The sequence below is a fragment of the Collinsella aerofaciens genome (assembly GCF_964283865.1).
Classification (GTDB): domain Bacteria; phylum Actinomycetota; class Coriobacteriia; order Coriobacteriales; family Coriobacteriaceae; genus Collinsella.
This window is the reverse complement of record NZ_CAXYLS010000006.1, coordinates 64,391-87,131: the sequence shown is the minus strand read 5'-3', so window position 1 is coordinate 87,131 and position 22,741 is coordinate 64,391. Positions and strand designations below refer to the sequence as shown.

Genomic DNA, 22,741 nt, shown 5'->3' with positions numbered 1-22,741 from the left:
GCTCGACCTTCTCCCTGCTGTACATGCGAACCTCCAGTCCGGACCGCCCCGCGGTCCAACTTTCTGTCCGCACCCCCATTTGTCCAATTCCGAACTTTTTTTCGCGCTCGATACGTCCCCGGGCGGCTCCAGAGAGCCCAAATTGTCCTCACGCCTGCTGAATACTCCGTTTTTTGCACATCGGACGGCACCCCACCCCAACATGTCGTCGGAAAACAACGATTCTCGGCGTCCCAAAGAAGCCATATCCGCCACCTCGCGCACGCGACCGTCCTCAATCCGGTACGCACACGTCGCATACTCGAGCATTGGACGCGGTTGATGCGTAGCCACAACAACCGTGCAGCCCAACTCACGGTTCACGCGAAACAGCGCGTGCAGAAAATTCTTCTCGGCAACGGGATCGAGCTGAGACGTGGGCTCGTCGAGTAGCAGCACACGCGGACGCAGCGCCAGGACGGCGGCAAGCGACAGCAGCTGCTTGCGGCCGCCCGAAAGCGTATCGGTATCGCGATGAAGCCAGTCCTCCAGACCAAAGAAATAGCTGGTCTCAGCTACGCGACGGCGCATCTCATCACGTGCTAGCCCCAAGTTTTCCAGGCCAAACGCCATCTCGTGCCACACGGTTTCGCACACGATCTGGTTCTCGGGATCCTGGAACACATAGCCCACGCGCTCCGCCGATGCCCGCACGTCCATGTCGGCAACGTTCTCGCCCAGCACGCGCGCATCACCAGTGCGCTCGCCCGCCGGCGCGATCTCGGGCTTGAGCAGCGACAGCAGCGTCGACTTGCCCGAACCGGTACCGCCAACAAGCAGCGCAAATGCACCTTGGGGAACACGCCAATCAAGCCCCTCGAGCACCGGTGCCTCGGCCCCGGGATAGGCAAAACTAAGGCCCTGCACCTCAATCGCCGGAATATCCGGGCCGCACGCCGCGCCCGACACCGGGCCCCTATCCAACCGAGCCATCAGCCAAACCTCTTCTCATCAATCGCGTGCGACGCGCAAGGCAGCATCATCCAGGCAGCGTACACGACATAGCCCCGCCACGGCGCCGGCACCGAGAGCTGCGGATAAAACGAATACTGCGTTGTCGCGGTCCATGCCACCGCCACCGCGGCGGCACCAAACACCGCAAGCCCAGCCAGCGCGGCAACGTCGCTGCGCCCCAGTCGATACCGCGCATACGTCGTACGACGCGTCGCGGCACCCCACCCGCGCGAGCGCATCGCGTCCGCGCGCTCCAGCGAATCTTCCATGCCCCAGCCCATCAACACACTCGATGCCCGCAAACGCGAACGCACGGGGTCGGCCGGCGCGCTGCCCGGCACATCAATCGCATCCTGCACCGCCAGCACCGTACGACCGCGGCGCAAAAACTGCGGGATAAGCCTCATGCACATCGAGATCATGAGCGCAATCACCGGCGCGGCATTGCCCAGCAGCGCGAGTACCTTGTCGTATTCGAGCATCGATGCCGCCGCCTCAAACCACAACACGCTCGCCACAAACAGCCCGCCCATGCACAGGCCGTATACCATGCTCTCCAGATACACCGCGCGCATGCCAATACGGAACAGCTCCGTCGAACCCGAGGCGCTAAACAGCGGATTGAGCAGCGCGACGATCAAAATCACCGGCAGCTGCCAGCGGAGCGCGCCCAGCGTGCGGGCAGCCCCACGCGTCGCAAATCCATACGCCAGCCCGCCTGCGAGCGACAGCGCGATCAGTACCGGCTGCATCGAGAACATAGTGAGCCCCAGCGTCAGCACTATATAGAGTGCCGGCACAGCCGGATGCGACATCGAGAATGCCGCGACGGGCCCGCCGCCAAACTCCTCTCGTATGTTATCCACGGGCACCCCCGTTCCCTCGCTCAAACAACAGCTCCGCAGCACCGCCAACGCCGCACGCACGCAGTGCAAACGCCACGCCGGCGGCGCAAGCCTCAACCGCCGCAAACCAATCGTTACGCGCTCGTCATATGCCTGCGGTATCATATTGCGCCGTGTATCGTTTCCAAACACACGTCTCTATAACGTAACAGGAGATCACATGGACGCAACCGCAATTATCCTCGCTGCCGGCGAGGGCACCCGCATGAAGTCGAACCACTGCAAGGTTTCGCACAAGATCCTGGGTAAGCCCATGGTCCAGTGGATCGTCGACGCTACCATCAAGGCCGGCTGCAGCCGCGTCGTGGTCGTCATCGGCAGCCACGCCGACGAGATGCGCGCCCTCATCGACGGCGCCTACGCCAACAGCGCCACCAAGGTCGAGTGCGTCGAGCAGACCGAGCGCCTGGGCACCGGCCACGCCGTAAAGGTCGCGCTCGAGGCCTGCGGCATCACGCAAGGCCCCGTCGTCGTGCTCAACGGCGACCTGCCGCTCATCACCGCCGACACCGTCGCCAAGTTCGCGCAAACCGTCGCCACCGGCGAGCTCGCCTGCACCGTCATGACCATGACCCCGCCCGATCCTTTCGGCTACGGCCGCATCAAGCTGGGCGCCGATGGTCAGATCGAGCGCATCATCGAGCAGAAGGACTGCACGCCCGAGCAGGCCGCCACGCTGCTGGAGTGCAACGCCGGCTGCTACGCATTTGACGGCACGCAGCTCGCCGCCCACATCAACGAGATCGGCAACGACAACGCGCAATCCGAGTACTACCTGCCCGACATGCTCGAGATCCTCAAAGGCCACGGCCAGGCTGTCTCCATCTTCCACTGCGACGACTACCGCGACGGCCTGGGCGTCAACAGCCGCATCCAGCTCGCACAGCTCACCGCCATCGCGCGCGACCGCATCAACGAGCACTGGATGGCCGAGGGCGTTACCTTCATCGACCCCACACAGGCCTGGATCGGCCCCGATGCCGTTATCGGCCGCGATACCGTCGTGTGGCCGCAGACGCACCTGATCGGCCACGTCACCGTGGGCGAGGAGTGCCAGCTCGGTCCCAACAGCCGCCTCACCGACACCACCGTCGGCAGCGGCTGCACCATCGATGAGACCATCGCCATTGAGGCCGTCATCGAGAACGGCGTCGACTGCGGCCCGCGCGCCTACCTGCGCCCGGGCACCCACATGCTCGACGGCTCCAAGGCCGGCACGCACGTGGAGATCAAGAAGTCCACGATCGGCGAGGGTTCCAAGGTGCCCCACCTGTCCTACATCGGCGACACCACCATGGGCTCCGGCGTCAACGTGGGCGCGGGCTCCATCACCTGCAACTACGATGGCGTGCACAAGCACAAGACCGTCATCGGCAAGGACGCCTTCATTGGCTCCGACACCATGATGGTCGCGCCCGCCCAGATCGGCGACGGTGCACTCGTGGCCGCCGGCTCCGTCATCACCGAGCCGGTCCCGGCAGACGCGCTCGGTCTGGGCCGCGCCCGTCAGGTAAATATTGAGGGCTGGGCCGCCGATTACCGCCGCCGCCTGCACGAGGACGACGAGGTATAACGTTTTACCAAGCACAAAAGGAGCTGCTCCATGGGGGCGGCTCCTTTTTCTATCGTGACCTGCGCAACCGGATGAGTGGTCGGTTCGTGTCCGTTGGCGGTAAAGACGTTATCAAGACCCGATAAACCCCGCCGCGCGGTTACAATGCAACAAGGCATCTATATGGCATTCGATGTATAAAGGAGAAGGGTAATGCCGATTAATGATCCCGAGAAGTCGGAGAATATGCGCAAGTCCATCCGCGTGTATTCCGGTTCCTCCAACCGTCCCCTCGCTCAGAAGATTGCTGAGTACCTTGGGGTCGAGCTTTCGGGCCTTACGCTAAAGCAGTTCGCCAATGGTGAGATTTACGCCCGCTACGACGAGACCGTCCGCGGCGCCGACGTCTTCCTGATTCAGTCCGTGGCCGGCGGCAACGTCAACGACATGCTCATGGAGCTGCTCATCGCCACCGACGCTGCCAAGCGCGCATCCGCCCGCTCCATCACCGCCGTTATCACCCACTACGGCTATGCCCGCCAGGACCGCAAGGCCGGCCCGCGCGAGCCCATCACCGCCCGCCTCGTCGCCAACCTGCTCGAGCGTGCCGGCGTCAACCGCATCATCACCCTCGACCTGCACCAGGGCCAGATCCAGGGCTTCTTCGATATCCCGGTTAACCACCTGTCCGCACTGCCGCTATTTGGCCAGTACTACAACGACATGCACTTCGACACCGACAACCTGGTTGTCGTCTCCCCCGACGTGGGTCGCGCCAAGGCCGCCAAGAAGCTGTCCGACATGCTCGGCTGCGACCTGGCCATCGCCCACAAGGGCCGTCCGCGCCACAACGCCGCCGAGGTCATGGGCATCATCGGTGACATCAAGGGCAAGACCTGCATCATCAACGACGACATGATCGACACTGCTGGCACCCTGTGCGCCAACGTCAAGGAGCTCAAGGCTATGGGCGCCGGCGACATCTACGTCTGCGCCACCCACGGCATCTTCTCCGGTCCGGCCATCGAGCGCCTGAACGATGCCCCCATCGTCGAGTGCGTCGTCACCGACGCCATCCCCGTCGAGGTCGGCGGCAAGATCAAGACTATCTCGGTCGCCGAGGAGTTCGCTCAGGCCATCTCCGCCGTTTACCACGAGGAGCCCGTCTCCACGCTCGTCGGCGGCGACTTCGCGCTGTAGTCGCATCGTCCTTGCAACCCGGCGCATCGCCGCCGGAACAGAAGAAACCCCCGCGCTCCCCCTTGCTTCGCAAAGGTCGCGCGGGGGTTTCTTCTGTTCCGGCGGCTCGCTCTGCCGCGGCCGCGCTTTTGTCTGGTGGGATTTCGCTGAAACGAAGTCTCGCCTTCGGCGGGCGTGGTAGCCTTTGTCGTTGAACGAACTACTTATGTAACGAAAGGAAGCCTATGGCAGCTGCACAGCCGCTTAAGATTCGCATGGTTGCCGGACTCGGCAACCCGGGTGAGGAATATGCCGAGACCCGCCACAACGCCGGCTTTAAGGCGATCGATGAGCTGGCCCGTCAGGCCGGCGTCACGTACTGGAAAAACCAGGCCGGCGCCGAGGTCGCGCTCATCAATATCAACGATGCCGAGGAAGAGGGCGGCAAGCGCCAGATTGTGCTGGTCAAGCCGCAGTCATACATGAACACCTCGGGCGGCCCCATCTCCAAGCTCTGCCGCGAGTACAAAATCAAGGCCGAGGAGCTGCTCGTAATCCACGACGAGCTCGATATTCCCGCCGGCGATGTGCGTGTTAAGGTGGGCGGCGGCCACGCCGGCCACAACGGCCTGCGCTCCATCATCGACAAGATGGGCAGCCGCGACTTCAGCCGCATCCGCACCGGTATCGGCAACCCTCCCGGCAAGATGGCTGTCGCCGACTACGTGCTCAAGCAGCTGCGCGCCCGCGAGGCCGAGGACTTCCAGGACACCTGCGCCCGCGCCGCAGACGCCGCCGGCCTGGCAATCGTGCACGGCGTGATCTATGCCCGCGACCACGTCAACGGCTCCGCCTCCGCCAACGGCAAGCACTAAAACCTACCATTTAGGGACAGGTTTATTTCGGCAGGTTTTATCTGCGTAAACGCCGCAGTCGGCACATCGCAATAAACACGCTGCCACCATACATGCATAACGCCCCAAAGGGGGCCGGCCTCACCGATGCGCGAGGCCGGCCCCCTTTGCCGTTTTGCCTGATAAAACCTGCCAAAATAAACCTTTCCCCCTTTGGTAGGCCGAAGTGGATAAACCCTTTTCCCGACCGCCGAAGACACACGTAAGCGACATGTCCATGAGGGTATAATTTGCACCGTATGTCTGCACAACGCCTGTGCGCGTACGGTTTTATTCGGGCTACCGTCCATTTCCGTGGAGGCACGGTTCGGCGGCCCTAACAAGAGAGGGGTTCTATGTATAAGATCCTGGAGAAGACGCAGTTCTCGGAGAAGGTGTTCAAGTTCCGCATCGAGGCGCCTGCAATCGCCAAGCATGCGCACGCTGGACAGTTCCTCATGGTTCGCGCCAACGAGACGGGCGAACGTGTCCCGTTTACCCTGGCCGGCTGGAACGGTGACGAGGGCTGGGTCGAGTTCATCTTCATGGTGATCGGCAAGACCACCGAGATGCTTTCCACCTACGAGGCCGGCGAGTCGCTGCGCGACGTCGTGGGCCCGCTGGGCGTTCCCACCGAGATGGCTGAGGGCCCCTGCGCCGTCATTGGCGGCGGCGTCGGCCTGGCAATTGCCTTCCCGGTCGCCAAGCACCTGGTCGAGACCGGCCACGAGGTGCACGCCATCATGGGCGCCCGCACCAAGGACCTCCTGCTCATGGAGGACCAGTTCCGCGAGCTCCTCGACGAGGACCACATCCACATCACCACTGACGACGGCTCCTATGGCGAGCAGGGCGTTGTCACCGCTCCGCTGGAGCGCCTGCTGCAGGACAAGGCCGTGAGCCAGGTCTTCTGCGTCGGCCCCGTTCCGATGATGAAGTTCTCGACCCTCACCGCCCAGAAGTACGACACCCCCATCACCGCGTCGCTCAACCCCATCATGGTTGACGGCACCGGTATGTGCGGCTGCTGCCGCGTCGAGGTGGGCGGCGTGACCAAGTTCGCTTGCGTCGACGGCCCCGACTTCGATGCCACCCTGGTCGACTGGGATGACCTTCGTGCCCGCCAGGCCGCTTACCGTTCCGAAGAGGGCGCGTCCCTCAAGGCCTATGAGGAAAAGAGCTGCGCATGCCACTAGTTAACGGTCGTTTCGTTGCCGATATGAAGTCGCCCCGCACCCCCGATAACGAGGAGCCGGCTGCCGAGCGCGCCTGCGACTTCCGCCCCGTCGACAAGGGCTTCACCGAGGAGATGGCGCTGGCCGAGGCCGAGCGCTGTCTCAACTGCAAGAAGCCGTTCTGTGTTGAGGGCTGCCCCGTCAACATCAACATTCCCCGCTTTATCGAGCAGATCCGCGCGAAGGACTTCGGCGGCGCTCTCGATACCATCCGCGAGGACTCCATGCTTCCCGCCATCTGCGGTCGCGTCTGCCCGCAGGAGAACCAGTGCGAGGGCAAGTGCATCCGTGGTAAGAAGTCCGAGCCCGTGGCCATCGGCCAGCTCGAGCGCTTCCTGGGTGACCGCCCCGAGCTCGCCTCCACGCCCAAGATGGCCCCCAAGAACGGCAAGAAGGTCGCCGTCGTGGGCTCTGGCCCGTCCGGCATCACCTGCGCCGGCGAGCTCGCCCGTAACGGCTTTGACGTCACCGTCTTTGAGGCCTTCTTTACCGGCGGCGGCGTGCTGGTCTACGGCATCCCCGAGTTCCGTCTGCCCAAGGCGGTCGTCAAGCGCGAGATTGACGGCCTGGAGGACATGGGCGTCAAGTTTGAGTACAACTCCGTCGTGGGCAACATGGCCACGGCCGAGGAGCTGTTCGAGCAGGGCTTCGACGCCATCTACGTGGCGACCGGCGCTGGCCTGCCCAAGTTCCTCAACGTCCCCGGCGAGAACCTGCCCAACGTCTTCTTCGCCAACGAGTACCTCACCCGCGTGAACCTGATGAAGGCCAACAAGTTCCCCGAGTACGACACCCCCACCAAGCACGGCAAGAACGTCGTCGTCTTTGGTGGCGGCAACGTGGCTATGGACGCCGTCCGTACCGCCAAGCGCCTGGGCGCCGAGCACGCCATCATCGCCTACCGTCGTACCGAGGACGAGATGCCCTGCCGTCGCGCCGAGCTGCACCATGCTAAGGCCGAGGGCGTCGAGGTTCTGCCGCTCGTCTCCCCGCTCGAGTTTGTCGCTGGCGAGGACGGCTCCGTGTGCGCCGTCAAGGTCCAGAAGATGGAGCTCGGCGAGCCCGACGAGTCCGGCCGCCGTCGCCCGGTGCCCATCGAGGGCGCCATCGAGGAGATTCCCTGCGACGTCGCGATCTCGGCTATCGGCACCAACGCCAACCCCTTCGCAAAGAAGATCGGCGGCAAGATGGAGCTCAACAAGTGGGGCTACATCGTTGCCGACGAGGAGACCGGCCAGACCACCGATCCCCGCATCTGGGCCGGCGGCGACATCGTCACCGGTGCCGCTACGGTCATTCTGGCGATGGGCGCCGGCAAGAAGGCCGCCGCTTCCATCACCAAGAGCCTGCTGGGCGAGTAATCACCTGCAGTGCTAGCCATCAAACGGCAAAGTCCCCGTCGAGCACACGCCCGGCGGGGACTTTTTTATGCCGGCCGCCCAAACCACCACGATGGGGCAGGCACCTTTGTGGTGGTTTGGGACTTGCCCGGTCGTTTTGTCTCAATCTGTAACAGCTGGAGTCCGTTGAGCCCTGCAGTTGTTACAGATTGAGATATTGTGCCGGCCGGCCACGCTGCATCTCAATCTGTAACAGTTAGAGACCAAATATGCCGCCTGGTGTTACAGATCAAGACGTTGGGCTGACGGCCGAACGGTTCATCTCAATCTGTAACAGTTAGAGCCATTTTCGCTGGCTTGGTGTTACAGATCGAGACTATGCAAAAGCCGAGGATAGGCACTGCCGCCAAGGCCTTCCCCTCAGCCTAAAACAAAAACCACCACAAAGGTGCCTGTCCCCTTTGTGGTGGTTTTGGTCGGCTAGCCTTCGAGCTGCGCCACTTTATAGCGGTAGGCTGCGGCGATGACGTCTTTACAGCCCTCGCGGCCCAACTTGGCGCGGTTGACGACGATGTCCTTGCCGCTCGTCATCTTCCACTTTCCGGCGCTGTAGCGCTTGTAGAACGCCTCGCGCGCCTTCTGCTGCTGCTTGACCAGCTTGGCGCCCTTCTTTTTGTTAAGGCCGCGCTTCTTGCGCACGATCTCGACGCGGTCCTCAAAGGGTGCGGTCACCAACACGGCAATGTGGTTGGGGTTGTTGTGAAGCAGATAATCGGACAGGCGGCCTTCGATAATGCAACTCTCGGTCTCGCCCAGGTCCAAAATCACCTGGCTCATCTTTTGGAACAACTTGTCCGAGTACGAGCGCGCGTCGTAGCGGTCGGGCAGAAACGCCATGTTCTCCACAGCCAGACGCTCGTCGTAGGCGGCCATCTTATCGAGCGACTCGCCCGCACGCAGCGACGCGCGCACCAGCAGCGCGTTGTCGTACAGAGGAATCCCCAACTCGTTGGCGAGGATGCGTCCGATCTCGTGGCCCTCGGCACCAAAGTCGCGCGCGATGGTAATGACCACAGGACTCTTCTTGTTCTCCAGATCGCTCATCGCGATTCCTTTCTAACAAATGAGAAAAGGCAATTCCTGATTCCCATTTTGTCACTTACGACCGTCCTGGTTTCCCAAGTGCGGCAGATTGCCCCGAAAGAGGAGCGCCGCGTACTAAATGTACGCAAGCGACGATTGAGGGGCAAGGTGCCGTGCTTGGGGAAGCAGGACTATGCGGCCACGATGCGGCGTTGATATGCCCTCACCAACAACGAGATACCAAAGTTGAGCATAAAGTACATCGCAAACACCAGGCCGTAGAGCATAAGTACCTGCGACAGATCAATCGCGTGGGCCATCACGACGTTTGCCGTGTACATGAGCTCGGCCACGTTAATGCCCGAAAGATACGAGCTGTCCTTAATGACGGTCGTGCATTGGCTAAACAGCGCCGGAATGATCGTCTTAAACGTCTGCGGCAGAATGATGTAGCGCATGGTGGCAAAAAAGCCGAAGCCTTGGCTCTGCGCTGCCTCAAACTGGCCGCGCGGAATCGAGTTGAGGCCGCCGCGCACAATCTCGGCCATAACAGCGCTGGTAAACAGCGTAAAGGCGATGGTCGAAATCACAATGTCCAAGCCCTGCACCGTAAAGTAGATAAACAGGATCCACAGCAGGTTCGGCGTGCAACGGAACAGCTCGATATAGGCACTCACCAAAATACGGAACGGGCGGGGCGCATAGCTTTTAACAAGCGCCAGCACCGTGCCAAAGATGAGCGAGAAAAAGATCGACAGCGCCGAGATCTCGATCGTCTTAACAAAGCCGCCCCAAATGTAGAGCAGGTTGGTCGCGTTGAAGATTTCCATGCGCTAGGCCTCCTCTACGTTGTCGAGCCCCAGCTCGGCGAGGCTCACGCCGCGCGGACGCTCCTTGGAGCGGCGCTCGAGCCACTGCACCAGCATGGCGAGCGGAAAGCAGATGATGAAGTACATAAGGCAGCAGACGATGTATCCCTGCAGGTAACCGTACAGACTCACAAAGTTGTCGGAACGGTACATAAGGTCGCCGCCGGCCACAAGCGCCAGCACCGACGTGTTCTTGACTAGGTTGAGTGCCTGGTTGCACAGCGGCGGCAGAATGATCTTGAATGTCTGGGGCAGCACGATGTACCAGTACGCCTGCGCACGGGTGAAGCCCTGGCTCTGCGCCGCCTCCATCTGACCGCGCGGAACCGCCTCGATACCGGTGCGGATGACCTCCGAGATGTAGGCCGCGTGATACAGGCCCACGCCCAAGAAGCCCAGCACGAACGGCGCGATGCGCACCGGCTGGTCGGCACCGGTTATGGCCTGCAAAAACTGCGGACCAGCCATGTACATAAAGAGCACCTGCACGGGCAACGGGGTGTTCTGGTAAAACTCCACGTATACGCGGCTTATGGCGCGCAGCACGCGCGAACGGGTGGTAGAGAACACACCCAGCAGCGTGCCCAGCACCAGCGACAGCAGCAGACCGGCAACGACCACCTGTAGCGTCACGCCAAAGCCCTCCCAGAAGGGCCCCATGTTTTGAAATGTCGTCGACCAACGGTCGGCGTCAAATAATCCTTCGAGCATTTGATTCCTTCCTTGGACGATGCGCCTATACAAGACCCCAGGTCTTGACCTCTTGGTCGAGCCAGCCGTCGGCCAGACGATCGCAAATCACCTGATCGACCACGGCCGAAAGGTCGCAGCCCTTCTTGGTCGCCACGCCGTAGCCCTGCTCGCCAAACTTGACCTCGGGCTGCAACAGCTCAACGGTCTCGTTCATGTAACCGGCCAGCGTGGAGCGGTCCATGGCAAAGACGTCGATATTGCCGGCGTCGAGCGAGCTCTTGATGATGGGGTAGCCGCTAAAGGCCCTAAACTCGGGCTTGCAGCTAAAGCCGTTGTCCTTGATCATCTGCTCGATCAGGCCCTGCGTGGTGGCACCCTGGCTCACGCCGATGACCTTGCCGTCCAGGTCCTCAATCGAGGTAAAGCCCGAACGCTTCTTGACCATGAGTCCCACGTAGTCGGTGCGGTACGGCGTCGAGAAATCCCAGCTCTTCTTGCGCTCGTCGGTGATGGTGTAGGTCGCTGCGACCACGTCGAGTTGGCCGTTATCGATCAGCGGGCCGCGTGTCTTGGGCGTTACGTCGGTAAACTCGACAAGCTCCTGGGCACGGGCTTCCTTGTAGCTCACGCCAAAGACAGCGGCGGCGATCTGGTAGCACAAATCGACTTCCATGCCCTCAAAGCGGCCTTTGGCGGTGTCGTAATAGCCGTAGCCGGGAACATCTTTCTTGACGCCGGCATTCAGATGGCCGCGCGACTTGATGGCCGCAAGCTTGGATCCCTTGTCGGAACCCTCGCCGCTGGTGGAGTTGCCGCAACCGGTGAGCGCGGTCCCCGTCAGCGCGAGCATGCCGGCGCCCGCCAGCTGCAAAAAGTGACGGCGCGACACGGCCGCCCTCGTCATATCCGTCATGTCCATCACCGCGCCTAGTGCAGAATCTTGGACAGGAACTCGCGGCAGCGCGGGTTCTCGGGGTTATCGAAGAAGTGCTCGGGCGTGCCCTCCTCCAGGATGCGGCCGTCCTCCATAAAGATGACGCGGTCGGCCACCTGGCGCGCAAAGCCCATCTCGTGCGTCACGCAGATCATGGTGATGTCCTCCTGCGCGAGCTCAATCATAACGTCCAGAACCTCCTGGACCATCTCGGGGTCGAGCGCCGAGGTCGGCTCGTCAAACAGGATGATGGGCTGCTTGGTGCACAGGGCACGGGCGATGGCGATGCGCTGCTGCTGACCGCCCGAGAGGTTCTGCGGATACTCGCCGGCCTTATGCGCCATGCCGACGCGCTTGAGCGCGGCGACGGCGATCTCGGTCGCCTCCTCCTTGCTCTTCTTTTGCAGCTTGATGGGCGCGAGCGTCAGATTGCCCAGCACCGTCATGTTGGGATACAGGTTGAACTGCTGAAACACCATGGAGCTATATTTGCGAGCCATTTCCAGGTGATTCTTCTTAGTGAGCGGCGTACCGTCGATGATGACCTCGCCCGACGTGGGCTCCTCAAGATAATCGACACAGCGGATGAGCGTCGACTTACCCGAGCCGGAAGGCCCGATCATTACGAGCTTCTCGCCGCGCTTGACGGTGAGGTTGATATCTTTGAGCACATGCAGGTCGCCAAAGTACTTGTTGAGATGCTTGATCTCGATCATGTCTGCCATGAATGTCCCTTCCCTGCGTTTACACGAGTTGAACTATTGTACGGAAAGAACCACGTTTCCGCAGCCCACACTACATTCCCGTAAAGAACCCGCAATCTTCCACCCACTCATTGGGCACTCATTTAAGTCTGTCCCCAGTGAGCGCCCAACCGCCCTTGTTGAGCATAAGTCAGCGAAAACCCGTACACGCGAGCAAGGTGACGTGAAATGAAAGGGCGCAGACCTTATGGTCGCGCCCTTGAAATTGAACGTCAGATTGCCGCGTGTACGGGTTTGCAGCGTCGAGCCGTTACGCGGTTTGGTAAAACCGCGTAACAAATTACGCGAGTTTGGCTCCGACGATCTTTGCCGCGGCCGGCTTATCGAAGTTGCCGCCAGTGGCCTTGCCGAGTGCACCCATAACCTGGCCCATCTGCTTCTTGGACGTGGCGCCCAGCTCGGCGATGACCTGCTCGATCAGAGCCTCGAGCTCCTCGCCCGAAACCTGCGCGGGCAGCAGGCTCTCCAGAATCTTGACCTGCTCGGTCAGGTTGTCGGTACGCTCCTGGTCGGTGCCGGCCTTGATGGACATCTCCAGTGTCTCGCTCGTCTGCTTGATCAGACGCTTGATCATGCTGTTGACGTCTTCCTCGGTCACATCGCGGCGCTCATTGACCTCGATATTCTTCACCTCGGCCTTAACCTGGCGAATGATGGACAGGCGAACCTTGTCCTTGGCCTTCATGGCCGCGATCATTTCCTTCTGCAGCTCTTCGTTGGTCATCTGCAAATCCTCTCTAATAGCGTGGGCGGCACTCGCGCGAGCACCGCCCCATGATTACTCAGTCGTCGACGAATCGTCGGTCGAACTCTTGGTGATGCCCTTCAGACTCACGTTATAGGGTACGTCCTTGGGCATGGGGTTGACGGTAATGTCGGCGTCCTTCTTGTACTGCTCCAGCCACTCACTGTACGCGGTACTGGCCGCCTGCGTCTTCACCACGTTGGAGACGTACTTCTTGATGGCCTTGGGCACCTGGTTGATGTCATCAACCTGATTATCGACATGGAAGTAGTCGGTGCACTTGATGATGTGGTAGCCATAGGTCGACTCGATGACTTCGCTCACGTCGCCCTTGTTGAGCCCCTCGAGCGCCGTCTGGTAGCTGTCGACAAAGGTGGTGAGCTTATCCCAGCCCACATCGCCCTTCTTCTCCTTGGAACCGGTGTCCTCGGAGTACTGCTCAACGGCGTCCTCAAAGCTCAGCTCACCGGAGTTGATCTTGTCCAGGCACTCCTGCGCCTTGGCCTTGGCGGCAGCCTTGTCCTCGTCGGAAGCGTCGGAATCAACCTTGATCAGGATGTTCGACGAGCGACGGGCGTCGTTGTAGCTGGACAGGTTTTCGTTGATGTAATCGACAATCTCGCTGTCCTTGGGTTTGCTCGTGGGCGCGGCGGCATCCTTGAGTTTCTGCTGCGCCAGACTCTCCTTGAGCGAATCCTTGTAGGTATCCTCGGTATAGCCGTAGGTCTTGAGGGTCTTCTTAAAGGCCTTGGCACCGCCCGCGCTCTTGCACGCGTCCTTCCAAGCCTTCTCGACCTCCTCGTCCGACACCGTCACGCCGTTCTCCTTCTGTGCCTGTTGAAGCAGAATCTGCTGCGTGTAGGAGTCGATGAGTTGCTTGCGATACTTCTTGGGCGTGAGGTCGTTGTCGACCAGATACTGCGCCCAGTCCTTGTCCTTGGTGTAGCCGTAGGACGTGCGCATGCTCATGATCTGCTTGGTCACGGTGTCCTCGGTGAGGTTGGTGCCGTTGATAGTAGCAGCAACACCGCCGGTCAGCTTGTAGCCCGAGGTGTCCTCGGCCTGCGACATAAGGCCGGAGCACGCCATCGCCGAGACGGAAAGCAGCATCGCCAGCACGCCGATGACCACCAGAACGATCTTGACGGTCTTGGACACGCGGGTCTTGCGCTGCTTCTTGCGAGAGTTGGAGGCGGCGCGAGCCTGCTGCTCGGGCGTCGGCTCGAGTGCGGGGTTCTTTTTCTTATTTGCCATAGTTGGCCTTTCGCATAACGAATCGAACAAACGCCATTGTGTCACAACGCAGCCCCCGCGGCACGCTTGGTGCATTGGGGACAGGTTAATCTGCACCATTTTGGTGCAAAGGGGACAGCTCTGGCAGCCGGCAGTTAGGGACGTTCCTTTTCTGCCGGCAGTTAGGGACAGTCCCCAAGTGCCGGCACATAAGGAACGTCCCTAGGTGCCGGCTTAGCCCCACCTTAGAAGTGGCGGCGGATGGCGTCGACCATGCCCTGCGGCGTGGTCTGGCCGAGCACGTCGGCTGCGGCATCGGCGTCCATAAAGATGTTCATGAGCGCCTGCAGAGCCTCGACCTGGCCGCCCGGCTCGGCGATGCCCAGATTGATGACGATCTGCGCCGGCACCGGAGCGCCCATGCCAGCCATAGCGTTAAATGTCACGGGCGCGGAGGGCTTCACCACCGCGATATAGGGCTTGGCCACAAACCCCGGATCGGTATGCGGAATGGCAATGTTTGCCGCCGGCATGGCAAGACCCGTGGGATAGGCATCCTCGCGCGTGCGAACGGCGTCGAGCCAACCGTCGGCAATGTAGCCGCGCGGAGCAAGCTCACTCTCGAGCTGCGCAAACACCTCACCCGGCGTCGCACACTCCCAATCAAAAAACACCAGCTCAGGCGTAAACAGCGCTTCGTTATCCGCCATGCGCTCACCTCTCTCACCTAGTCACCTGCGACGTTCTTAAACGACTAGTCATTCAAGAACGTCGCGGGTGACTACCCAAAACAAAAGGTGGCCACGCGCGCCTTGGCGCCAATGACCACCCTGACCACTCAACTAAATTGTACTGTGCGCCGCTAGCCGCGGGGCGCATCAATTGCGACCTTGCCGCTCTCCAGCACGTGGACGCGGCCGTCGGCGAGCATTTGCACGACCTCGGGATACAGCACGTGCTCAATCGCGTGGATGTGCTCCTCGAGCGTGTCGACATCCCAGCCCTCCTCGACAGCCAGCGCACGCTGGGCGATGATGGGACCGTTGTCGTAGACCTCGTTGGCAAAATGCACGGTCACGCCAGTTACCTTGACGCCGCGCGCAAAGGCATCGTCAATCGCATGCGCACCGGTAAAGCTCGGCAGCAGCGCCGGATGCAAGTTGACCACGCGGTTGGGAAACGCCGCCAACAGAGGCGTGTGCACCATGCGCATGTAGCCGGCCATGACCACATACTCGCAGCCGCGCTCGAGCAGCTCGTGCGCGATGATCTCGTCGGCGGCAATAGGGTCGGCATAGACATCCTTGGACAGCGTGAGCGTCTGGATGCCCGCGCGCTCAGCGCGCTGCAAACCCTTAGCCGAAGGACGGCTCGACACCACAAGCTCAATCGAGGCGTTGAGCTTACCGGCGGCGATCAGATCGATCAGCGCCTGCAGGTTGGTACCCGAACCGCTGATGAGCACACCGATCTTAAGCGGCTCGGCCGTATCGGTGGCGGTCGGACGGGTATAGGGCACAAAGTCCAGGCCCTCGGCGGCAGCCATCTGCTCGTTAGCGCTCATCGGAGTACACGACCTTACCGGAACCCTCGACGCACTCGCCCACGCGGAACGGCTTCTCGCCCAGCGCGACCAGGGCCTCGGTAACCGCGGCCTCGTCCTCGGGGGCGACGATCAGGCACAGGCCAACGCCCATGTTGAAGGTCTTGCATGCCTCGTTGGGGGCGAGCTCGGCCTGGCGCGACACGTAGGTGATGACGGGAGGAACGTCCCAACCCATCTCGGCGCCGTTGCGGGTGACCACGGCGTCAACGTCGTCGGCGAGCGCGCGGTTGAGGTTCTCGGTAATACCGCCGCCGGTGATGTGGGCGATAGCATGCACGTTGGCGCCGCCGCGCAGCAGCTCAAGAATCGGCTTCACATAAATGCGCGTGGGGGCCAGCAGGGCGTCAGCCAGCGAAGCGCCACCGAGCTCCTCGAGCGGACGGCTCAGCTCCTCGGCCTTAGCGGCGGCCTCGGGCGTGCCCGGCTTGATGCCGTCGACGCCGATGACCTTGCGCACGAGCGAGTAGCCGTTGGAGTGCACGCCGGTGGAAGGCAGGCCCAGGATCACGTCGCCGGGGCGGACGTTTGCGGGGTCGAGCATCTTGGGACGGTCGACGACGCCCACGGTAAAGCCGGCGAGGTCGTAGTCGGCCGGAGCCATGACGCCCGGGTGCTCGGCCATCTCGCCGCCCACGAGCGCGCAGCCCGCGAGCTTGCAGCCGTCGGCCACACCCTTGATAATCTTTGCCATGTGCTCGGCCTCTATGTGGCCAATGGCAACGTAGTCCAGGAAGAACAGCGGCTCGGCGCCCGAAGCCAAAATGTCGTTGACGCACATAGCGACCAGATCCTGGCCCACCGTCTCGTGACGGTCCATGATCTGGGCGAGCACGAGCTTGGTGCCCACGCCGTCGGTACCGCTGATCAGGATCGGGTCTTCCATATCCTTAAGCGCGGCGGCCGAGAACAGGCCACCAAAGCCACCGATGCCGCCGATAACTTCGGGACGATTGGTGTCCTTGACCATCTGCTTAATCGCGTCGACGGCGCGACCGCCCTCGGCGGTATCGACGCCGGCGTCCTCGTACGTCACATGCTTGCTGTCGCTCATCTGAGCCTTCCTCTCCCACTACCGTCGCGCCGCGCGGGCGCCAAACGGTGCTCATAATTGCGTTCATTTCGGCGTGTGCCATAACAGCACCCGCCGTCATATCAACAAAACAGCAGGTAAAACCTACCAAAATATACCTGTCCCCATATGGCAGGTTTTAGGCCTCGCCGTGCTCCTCTTCCCAGCTGCGGTCGTCGTATTTCTCGACCACGGCGTCGTCGTCAAAGTACAGCGGCTTGTCCAGGTTGCGGGGCTTAAAGCCCTCCATAAACTTGTCGCGGCCAAAGCTCTCGGGAATCGCCACGGGATAGCGGCCGGTAAAGCACGCGTCGCAGTAGCCGCCCTTGGGCATGACCTTAAGCAGGCCCTCGACCGAAAGGAAGGCCAGCGAATCGGCGCCGATATACTCGCAAATCTCGTCGACCGTCTTGTTGGCGCTGATAAGCTGCGACTGCACGTCGGTATCGATACCGTAGAAGCACGGCCAAATGACCTCGGGCGAGTTGATGCGGATGTGAATCTCCTTGGCGCCGGCGTTGCGCAGCATCTTGACGAGCTGCACCATGGTGGTGCCGCGCACGATGGAGTCGTCGATGACGACCAGGCGCTTGCCCTCGATATTGTCGCGCAGCGGGTTGAGTTTCATACGCACGCCCATGGCGCGCAACTCCTGCGTAGGCTCGATAAACGTACGGCCCACGTAGCGGTTCTTGATAAGGCCCTCGCCAAAGGGAATACCGCTCTCGTGCGAATACCCCTCCGCGGGCGGCAGGCCAGAGTCGGGCACGCCGATGACCAGGTCGGCCTCGACGGGCTCCTCGTGTGCCAGCTGGCGACCCATGTCGTAACGGCAGGCATAGACGCTCTTGCCGTTCATGATGGAGTCGGGGCGGGCAAAGTAGACCTGCTCAAAGATGCAGTTGGCGGGCTCTTCGGCTGCAGGCACGCCCTGCTCGGATACCAGACCCTCGGCGCTGATGCGCAAGATCTCGCCGGGACGGACGTCACGGACGTACTCGGCACCCACGATGTCGAGTGCGCAGGTCTCGGAAGCAACGACCCAGCCGCCGGCGCGCGTGACACGGACGGCGGAGTCGACCGTCGCGGCGCCGTCCTGCGACGGCAGCTGCGAAACGGCTGCGGCGTCGGCCTGATCAAGACCCTCGTCCACCAGCTTGCCCAGCACGAGCGGGCGAATGCCGTGCGGATCGCGGAATGCATAGAGCGCTTGCTCGTTGATGAGCGTCATGGCGTAGCCGCCGCGCACGAGCTCCATGGTCTTGCGAATGCCCTCGCGCAGATGGCCCGTACGCTGGGTAAAGTAGCCGATGAGTTTGGTCGCGACCTCGGAATCCGAATTGGAGAGGAATGGCACGCCCAGCTCGATCAGCTGGCGGCGCAGCTCGTCGGTGTTGACGAGGGTGCCGTTGTGAGCAAGCGCGATAATGACGCTGTTGATGGTAGAGAGGTGCGGCTGAGAGGCTTCCCAGCTCTTGGCGCCGGCGGTGCCGTAGCGCACATGACCCACGGCCAGCTGGCCGGAGAGCGTCGACAGGTCGGCATTGGAGAACACGCGGTCGAGCAGGCCCAGATCCTTGCGGACCATAACCGTGCCGCCGTCACCCACGGCGATTCCCGCCGATTCCTGGCCACGGTGCTGCAGTGCACGCAGGCCAAAGTACGTCAGTCGAGCCACGTCGCGATCGGGCGCCCATACGCCGAAAATGCCACATTCCTCATGCAGCTGGTCGGAGTCCGGATCATACGTCGACATGGTGTTCACCTGTCCCGCGGCACGCTCGGCCGCGCGGATGGTTTCTTGAGACATGGTATCCCCTCAGAGCCTCGTTTTTTTGGCGTTACCCGCCTTATTATACGCACGGCGCGACGTGCTCCTCAGCGCATGAGCAGCGCTTTTTAAAAGCCCACCGAGCTTATAATCCGTTTTGCAGCCAAACATTTTATTGGGCAATCGCCTCGGGACCGACGATCCCGCATGCTTCCGTTGCGGCGCGTCTCGCCCGCCGTTAGGGCTTACATTGTTGCAATTGGGACGTTCGTCCTGTCTTTTGGCAGGTCGGCGGCGTATCCTTATAACCTACAACAAAGCGAGAAAGGTTCTGTATGGATCGAAACGAACTCGACCCCAGCGTCCCCAGCGCCACGGAGGTCAAGAAGATCCCCCTCATCATTAAGGTGTACGCCGTCCTGTGCATCCTTTCCGGCGTGGGCACGCTCCCGTCGGTCGCTGCCTTTATGTGGCAGGTCATCACGGCACTTGTTAACGGCAACGCCACCGAAAAGCTCGGCGACAACACGCTCGTCGCAGTCGGCCTTATCGTCGCCGGCATCATGCTCTCTGCGGCAAGTGCCGTCATCCTAATCATCTTTGGCCTGGACCTTATCAAAAACCAGCGCCGCAACGCCGCCCGCCTGTCCTACATCCTTATTGCATTCACCGTCGTCGAGCTTTTGGTCGACGTGATGCTCCAGGGCATCGGGCCCTTCCTGCTGCGTCCCGCGATCCAGCTCGGCATCCTCGTTGCACTTTCGGCAACCGTCGACCCCACGCTTCGTCAGGAGCGCGAACTGCAGCGCCGCCTGCAGGAGATGCTCGACCGCGACGCCGCCGCCGAGGGCATGCTCGGCCGCGATGAAACCGGCGAGGGCTACATCAAGCTCAACTACTTCAACCTGTTCTGGGTGTTCTTTGTCTGCTGCATACTCGGCCTGATCGCCGAGGACATCTGGCACATGACAGTCGACGACCCGGGCGTCTATCAGAACCGCGCCGGCATGCTGTTTGGCCCCTTCAGCCCCATCTACGGATTTGGCGCCGTGCTCATGACCATGGTGCTTAACCGCTTCTACAAAAAGAACCCCATCATCATTTTCCTGGTGAGCGCCCTGCTCGGCGCCAGCTTTGAGGTGTTCGTGGGCTGGTTTATGCAGACCGCGTTTGGCGTGGTCTCGTGGAGCTACTCGCACATAACGCTGTTCGGTTTGCCCGATCCGCTCGTGGTCCTCACGGGCGGACGCACCTGCACGGGCTTCGCCTGCCTGTGGGGCCTGGGCGGCCTCATCTGGATCAAGCTGCTGCTGCCGAGGCTGCTTAAGCTTATCAACAAGATCCCCTGGAAGAGCCGCTACTCGGCCACCGTCATCTTTACCGTTATCATGCTGGTCGACGGCGTCATGACGCTGCAGTCGCTCGACTACTGGTACCAGCGCGTTAACGGCACGGAGCCGGACATTCCCGTCGCACAGTTCTACGGAGAGCACTTCGATAACGAGTACATGGAAAACCGCTTCCAGAGCATGACCATGAGCCCCAAGGATGCGACGCGCGTGTAGCGCCCACCGCGCCCAAAACGCAAAATGCCCGCCGGTATCACACGTACCGGTGGGCATTTTTATAAACGATCCTTCTATCGACGCAAGCCTCTACGCCTCGCGCTCGACCTCACTCACGCATTCGTTCTTAATGGTGCCAACGAGCGCCTGCAGCGCATCGACCACGTGCGGGCGAATGTCCCCGCCGATGAGCACGAGCATGATGTCGTCACCTACGGCAAGCTCGCCGCTTGCCAGCCACACACGCACATAGCCGATACCCGGCATCGCACGCGTCGCCTCGATAGCAGCCTGCACCTTCTGAGCATCGAAGCCAAACACCATGCCGCCCACCTTATGCCCAGGCGCCACGCCATCGGTCTCGACTCCGCGCACCTCAGCCTTGGGCGTCGCGCGCACCACACCGTTATGCGTCAGATACATCCCACAGCCTGCCGCCGAAGCATCGGCCTTGGCCTCGCGCAGCCAAGCATCAATCGAAGGCATCAATTTGCCACTCTCGAGCATCATTTCTCCCTTACCGTCGTCGAGTAGCTAATTTGGGACGGGGCTTTTTAGCTACTCTCGAACAACTTATTCCTCGACCGGCGTGAGCACCATGACGGCGCGTGTGTTGCTCAGCGACAGCGAACGGCAGGTCACGAGCGTTACAACCTTAGTTGCCGAAGCGGCACGATCGGTGGCATCGCTCGCCACGGCAGAGGCACCGTCGAGCATCTCGGACAGGTAGTTCTTGAGCCCATCGTCGCCCTCAAAATTGGTCGTGCGCGCCTTGGCATACGTGTCCTCGACCACCTTGGTCGCCAGCGGACGCAGCTTATACGTCGCATCGCGCGTGATGTAGTACACATATTCAATGCTATCGAACGTCGCCTGATCAGTGGTGTCCGAAATCACGTTGAACATCGACCCGTCGTTCATATGGTGACCGTAGATCGTGGTCTGCTGGTCGACCATTCCCGGCGCGGTGTCATCGCTATCCAGGAAAATGGCACCGGACGCGTTAGCCGTTCCGTCGAACAGCGTGTTGAGGTATTTGGAGTTGTTGTTGGTCTGCACCACGGGATAGTTGATGTTGGTTCCCGGCACGTAAATCCAACCCACAATCTCGGGGTTCGTCTGAGCAAGCGCATCAAAGTCGATAATCGGCACGCCGCTGGCGTCCTTATCGCTTACATATTGCTTCTCGATTTTCTGATACGAATCGCTCGCCTGCTTATAGCCAATCTGGGCATTAATAAAGATAGCGGCGGCGGCGACAATCAGACCGATACCGATGATGATGAGCAGAATGGGAATAATGGAGCGGCGCTTTTTGCGCGGCGGCTCGGTGCAATCCGACGGCGCGGCATGCGATGAAGACCGGGGCGGCTTCTTAGCGGAGCTATAAGACGAAGGACGATATGCGGCCGGCGCGTCCTGTCGACGATGCGTCGCCGGTGTCACGGGGCGCGGCGCGCGCGGCTGCTGAGGAGAGGATGTCCGACCCTGCTGTGCCGCACGGGCAGCACCTGGCTTCGACGGATCGGGAATCTGAGAAGCCTTGAATCGTTTTCCCTGATAATCGGACATGGCTCTCCTTATACTGCGGTGAAACGGCGGAACGCTTAGGCGTCAGCCATCTCCTGCTTCATCTTCTCGATAACCTTGCGGTACTCGGGGTCGCAAGCACCCAGAATCTGTGTGGCATAGATGGCGGCGTTCTTGGCGCCGTTGATGGCAACGCAGGCCACGGGCACGCCCGAAGGCATCTGCACCATCGATAGCAGCGAATCCATGCCGCCCAGGTCACTCGTCTTCATAGGCACGCCGATAACCGGCAGCGGCGTAAAGGCAGCCACGACACCACCCAAGTGAGCGGCCTTGCCGGCGGCGGCGATAATCACTTTGATACCGCGATCGGCGGCAGTCGAAGCCCACTCGTGGACCTTCGCCGGCGTGCGGTGCGCGCTCGCAATGACGAGCTCATAGGGCACACCCAGTGCCTCGAGCTCGGCGGTGCAGCCTTCCATAACGCCCAGATCGGACTTGGAACCCATGATGATCCCGACAACCGGCTTCTGATCTGCCATAAACATAGACCTCCTGTTGAGAGCGGTGACGCAGCGAATCCGCGACCCTTAACTACTGAGAGTAGTATAGCTGCTCCCGTCCCTGCGGTCTGTGGGTGCTCTGCGGCGGCCCGGTGTTTTCATCTTCACTCCGGTTGCTACGCAAAGTCGTTCAGATGAAAACACCGGGCCGCCGCAGAGCACCTTCGACCTACCGGGGATTGCTATGACGTACGTTGGCTGAAATATTAACGTGGGATC

Annotated in this window: 22 protein-coding genes; 6 read left to right on the top strand and 16 right to left on the bottom strand. The window is 61.3% G+C overall.

Annotated features, from left to right (window positions below; all coding sequences use genetic code 11):
- On the bottom strand, positions 1 to 972 hold a 972-nt coding region (locus ACRX4W_RS05450; RefSeq protein WP_432299537.1), incomplete at its 3' end, for an energy-coupling factor ABC transporter ATP-binding protein.
- Positions 972 to 1,859, bottom strand: a complete 888-nt coding sequence (locus ACRX4W_RS05445) for an energy-coupling factor transporter transmembrane component T (protein ID WP_231500817.1) — start codon at positions 1,857 to 1,859, stop codon at positions 972 to 974. The genes ACRX4W_RS05450 and ACRX4W_RS05445, both read right to left, overlap by 1 nt.
- Before the next feature lie 199 nt (positions 1,860 to 2,058).
- Here ACRX4W_RS05445 and glmU point away from each other — a divergent pair, with 199 nt between their 5' ends.
- The 5 genes from glmU to gltA all read left to right on the top strand — a co-directional run bounded on the left by glmU (position 2,059) and on the right by gltA (position 8,118).
- On the top strand, positions 2,059 to 3,471 hold the full coding sequence (gene glmU / locus ACRX4W_RS05440) for a bifunctional UDP-N-acetylglucosamine diphosphorylase/glucosamine-1-phosphate N-acetyltransferase GlmU (RefSeq protein WP_117646163.1): 1,413 nt from the start codon (positions 2,059 to 2,061) through the stop codon (positions 3,469 to 3,471).
- A 192-nt stretch (positions 3,472 to 3,663) separates the two neighbouring features.
- Positions 3,664 to 4,650 (top strand): ribose-phosphate diphosphokinase, encoded by a 987-nt coding sequence (locus tag ACRX4W_RS05435; protein WP_089573682.1) that lies wholly within the window; start codon positions 3,664 to 3,666, stop codon positions 4,648 to 4,650.
- A gap of 224 nt (positions 4,651 to 4,874) precedes the next feature.
- A complete protein-coding gene (pth, locus tag ACRX4W_RS05430) occupies positions 4,875 to 5,504 on the top strand; it encodes an aminoacyl-tRNA hydrolase (RefSeq protein WP_192934494.1) in 630 nt (209 codons plus the stop codon).
- A 374-nt stretch (positions 5,505 to 5,878) separates the two neighbouring features.
- Complete coding sequence (locus ACRX4W_RS05425; RefSeq protein WP_117647773.1) at positions 5,879 to 6,718, top strand: sulfide/dihydroorotate dehydrogenase-like FAD/NAD-binding protein; 840 nt, start codon at positions 5,879 to 5,881, stop codon at positions 6,716 to 6,718.
- Positions 6,709 to 8,118, top strand: a complete 1,410-nt coding sequence (gene gltA, locus ACRX4W_RS05420; RefSeq protein WP_022094914.1) for an NADPH-dependent glutamate synthase — start codon at positions 6,709 to 6,711, stop codon at positions 8,116 to 8,118. Before ACRX4W_RS05425 ends, gltA begins: the two co-directional genes overlap by 10 nt.
- Positions 8,119 to 8,577: 459 nt before the next feature.
- On the opposite strand, the gene ACRX4W_RS05415 is transcribed toward gltA, so the two are convergent.
- The 11 genes from ACRX4W_RS05415 to purF all read right to left on the bottom strand — a co-directional run bounded on the left by ACRX4W_RS05415 (position 8,578) and on the right by purF (position 18,903).
- Positions 8,578 to 9,201: a cytidylate kinase-like family protein gene (locus tag ACRX4W_RS05415; RefSeq protein WP_432299533.1), complete on the bottom strand. Its 624-nt coding sequence runs from the start codon at positions 9,199 to 9,201 to the stop codon at positions 8,578 to 8,580.
- Between the two features lie 170 nt (positions 9,202 to 9,371).
- Positions 9,372 to 10,010 carry an amino acid ABC transporter permease gene (locus ACRX4W_RS05410; RefSeq protein WP_117840355.1) on the bottom strand — a complete coding sequence of 213 codons (639 nt, stop codon included), beginning with the start codon at positions 10,008 to 10,010 and terminating at the stop codon, positions 9,372 to 9,374.
- A gap of 3 nt (positions 10,011 to 10,013) precedes the next feature.
- The gene (locus ACRX4W_RS05405) at positions 10,014 to 10,760 is read right to left on the bottom strand and encodes an amino acid ABC transporter permease (RefSeq protein ID WP_035136546.1); all 747 of its coding nucleotides are present in this window, start codon (positions 10,758 to 10,760) and stop codon (positions 10,014 to 10,016) included.
- 25 nt (positions 10,761 to 10,785) lie between these two features.
- A complete protein-coding gene (locus ACRX4W_RS05400) occupies positions 10,786 to 11,661 on the bottom strand; it encodes a transporter substrate-binding domain-containing protein (protein ID WP_082435536.1) in 876 nt (291 codons plus the stop codon).
- Positions 11,662 to 11,669: 8 nt separating this feature from the next.
- The gene (locus ACRX4W_RS05395) at positions 11,670 to 12,401 is read right to left on the bottom strand and encodes an amino acid ABC transporter ATP-binding protein (protein WP_117803476.1); all 732 of its coding nucleotides are present in this window, start codon (positions 12,399 to 12,401) and stop codon (positions 11,670 to 11,672) included.
- 319 nt (positions 12,402 to 12,720) lie between these two features.
- Entirely contained in the window at positions 12,721 to 13,164 is a 444-nt protein-coding gene (locus ACRX4W_RS05390; protein ID WP_006235801.1) for a GatB/YqeY domain-containing protein, read from the bottom strand.
- Between the two features lie 54 nt (positions 13,165 to 13,218).
- Positions 13,219 to 14,439, bottom strand: a complete 1,221-nt coding sequence (locus ACRX4W_RS05385) for a peptidylprolyl isomerase (RefSeq protein WP_117840356.1) — start codon at positions 14,437 to 14,439, stop codon at positions 13,219 to 13,221.
- Between the two features lie 224 nt (positions 14,440 to 14,663).
- Positions 14,664 to 15,128, bottom strand: coding sequence for a PTS sugar transporter subunit IIA (locus tag ACRX4W_RS05380; protein ID WP_161194393.1), 465 nt, complete (start codon positions 15,126 to 15,128; stop codon positions 14,664 to 14,666).
- Between the two features lie 152 nt (positions 15,129 to 15,280).
- Entirely contained in the window at positions 15,281 to 15,982 is a 702-nt protein-coding gene (purN, locus tag ACRX4W_RS05375) for a phosphoribosylglycinamide formyltransferase (protein ID WP_117778666.1), read from the bottom strand.
- Positions 15,972 to 17,075 (bottom strand): phosphoribosylformylglycinamidine cyclo-ligase, encoded by a 1,104-nt coding sequence (gene purM / locus ACRX4W_RS05370; protein WP_055251557.1) that lies wholly within the window; start codon positions 17,073 to 17,075, stop codon positions 15,972 to 15,974. Before purM ends, purN begins: the two co-directional genes overlap by 11 nt.
- Before the next feature lie 157 nt (positions 17,076 to 17,232).
- Positions 17,233 to 18,903 (bottom strand): amidophosphoribosyltransferase, encoded by a 1,671-nt coding sequence (purF, locus tag ACRX4W_RS05365; RefSeq protein ID WP_055251559.1) that lies wholly within the window; start codon positions 18,901 to 18,903, stop codon positions 17,233 to 17,235.
- Between the two features lie 296 nt (positions 18,904 to 19,199).
- On the opposite strand from purF, the gene ACRX4W_RS05360 reads away from it, so the two are divergent.
- Positions 19,200 to 20,429: a putative ABC transporter permease gene (locus tag ACRX4W_RS05360; RefSeq protein WP_117564037.1), complete on the top strand. Its 1,230-nt coding sequence runs from the start codon at positions 19,200 to 19,202 to the stop codon at positions 20,427 to 20,429.
- 90 nt (positions 20,430 to 20,519) lie between these two features.
- Here ACRX4W_RS05360 and ACRX4W_RS05355 read toward each other — a convergent pair whose 3' ends face one another.
- From ACRX4W_RS05355 to purE, 3 genes are all read right to left on the bottom strand, one after another.
- Positions 20,520 to 20,936 carry a molybdenum cofactor biosynthesis protein MoaE gene (locus ACRX4W_RS05355; RefSeq protein ID WP_117564036.1) on the bottom strand — a complete coding sequence of 139 codons (417 nt, stop codon included), beginning with the start codon at positions 20,934 to 20,936 and terminating at the stop codon, positions 20,520 to 20,522.
- A gap of 66 nt (positions 20,937 to 21,002) precedes the next feature.
- Positions 21,003 to 22,001 carry a class B sortase gene (locus tag ACRX4W_RS05350; protein WP_118373259.1) on the bottom strand — a complete coding sequence of 333 codons (999 nt, stop codon included), beginning with the start codon at positions 21,999 to 22,001 and terminating at the stop codon, positions 21,003 to 21,005.
- Positions 22,002 to 22,036: 35 nt separating this feature from the next.
- Complete coding sequence (gene purE, locus ACRX4W_RS05345; RefSeq protein WP_006235810.1) at positions 22,037 to 22,501, bottom strand: 5-(carboxyamino)imidazole ribonucleotide mutase; 465 nt, start codon at positions 22,499 to 22,501, stop codon at positions 22,037 to 22,039.
- Positions 22,502 to 22,741: the final 240 nt, after the last annotated feature.

What these genes read in the sequence shown, in the direction of transcription:
- ACRX4W_RS05435 (WP_089573682.1), top strand. Translation starts at nt 3,664, where the DNA reads ATGCCGATTAATGATCCCGAGAAGTCGGAGAATATGCGCAAGTCCATC.
- purM (WP_055251557.1), bottom strand. Translation starts at nt 17,075, where the DNA reads ATGAGCGACAGCAAGCATGTGACGTACGAGGACGCCGGCGTCGATACC.
- ACRX4W_RS05400 (WP_082435536.1), bottom strand. Translation starts at nt 11,661, where the DNA reads ATGGACATGACGGATATGACGAGGGCGGCCGTGTCGCGCCGTCACTTT.
- purF (WP_055251559.1), bottom strand. Translation starts at nt 18,903, where the DNA reads ATGTCTCAAGAAACCATCCGCGCGGCCGAGCGTGCCGCGGGACAGGTG.
- ACRX4W_RS05405 (WP_035136546.1), bottom strand. Translation starts at nt 10,760, where the DNA reads ATGCTCGAAGGATTATTTGACGCCGACCGTTGGTCGACGACATTTCAA.
- ACRX4W_RS05410 (WP_117840355.1), bottom strand. Translation starts at nt 10,010, where the DNA reads ATGGAAATCTTCAACGCGACCAACCTGCTCTACATTTGGGGCGGCTTT.
- purN (WP_117778666.1), bottom strand. Translation starts at nt 15,982, where the DNA reads ATGAGCGCTAACGAGCAGATGGCTGCCGCCGAGGGCCTGGACTTTGTG.
- ACRX4W_RS05425 (WP_117647773.1), top strand. Translation starts at nt 5,879, where the DNA reads ATGTATAAGATCCTGGAGAAGACGCAGTTCTCGGAGAAGGTGTTCAAG.
- glmU (WP_117646163.1), top strand. Translation starts at nt 2,059, where the DNA reads ATGGACGCAACCGCAATTATCCTCGCTGCCGGCGAGGGCACCCGCATG.
- ACRX4W_RS05350 (WP_118373259.1), bottom strand. Translation starts at nt 22,001, where the DNA reads ATGTCCGATTATCAGGGAAAACGATTCAAGGCTTCTCAGATTCCCGAT.
- ACRX4W_RS05395 (WP_117803476.1), bottom strand. Translation starts at nt 12,401, where the DNA reads ATGGCAGACATGATCGAGATCAAGCATCTCAACAAGTACTTTGGCGAC.
- purE (WP_006235810.1), bottom strand. Translation starts at nt 22,501, where the DNA reads ATGGCAGATCAGAAGCCGGTTGTCGGGATCATCATGGGTTCCAAGTCC.
- ACRX4W_RS05415 (WP_432299533.1), bottom strand. Translation starts at nt 9,201, where the DNA reads ATGAGCGATCTGGAGAACAAGAAGAGTCCTGTGGTCATTACCATCGCG.
- ACRX4W_RS05380 (WP_161194393.1), bottom strand. Translation starts at nt 15,128, where the DNA reads ATGGCGGATAACGAAGCGCTGTTTACGCCTGAGCTGGTGTTTTTTGAT.
- ACRX4W_RS05360 (WP_117564037.1), top strand. Translation starts at nt 19,200, where the DNA reads ATGGATCGAAACGAACTCGACCCCAGCGTCCCCAGCGCCACGGAGGTC.
- ACRX4W_RS05355 (WP_117564036.1), bottom strand. Translation starts at nt 20,936, where the DNA reads ATGCTCGAGAGTGGCAAATTGATGCCTTCGATTGATGCTTGGCTGCGC.
- ACRX4W_RS05385 (WP_117840356.1), bottom strand. Translation starts at nt 14,439, where the DNA reads ATGGCAAATAAGAAAAAGAACCCCGCACTCGAGCCGACGCCCGAGCAG.
- ACRX4W_RS05390 (WP_006235801.1), bottom strand. Translation starts at nt 13,164, where the DNA reads ATGACCAACGAAGAGCTGCAGAAGGAAATGATCGCGGCCATGAAGGCC.
- gltA (WP_022094914.1), top strand. Translation starts at nt 6,709, where the DNA reads ATGCCACTAGTTAACGGTCGTTTCGTTGCCGATATGAAGTCGCCCCGC.
- pth (WP_192934494.1), top strand. Translation starts at nt 4,875, where the DNA reads ATGGCAGCTGCACAGCCGCTTAAGATTCGCATGGTTGCCGGACTCGGC.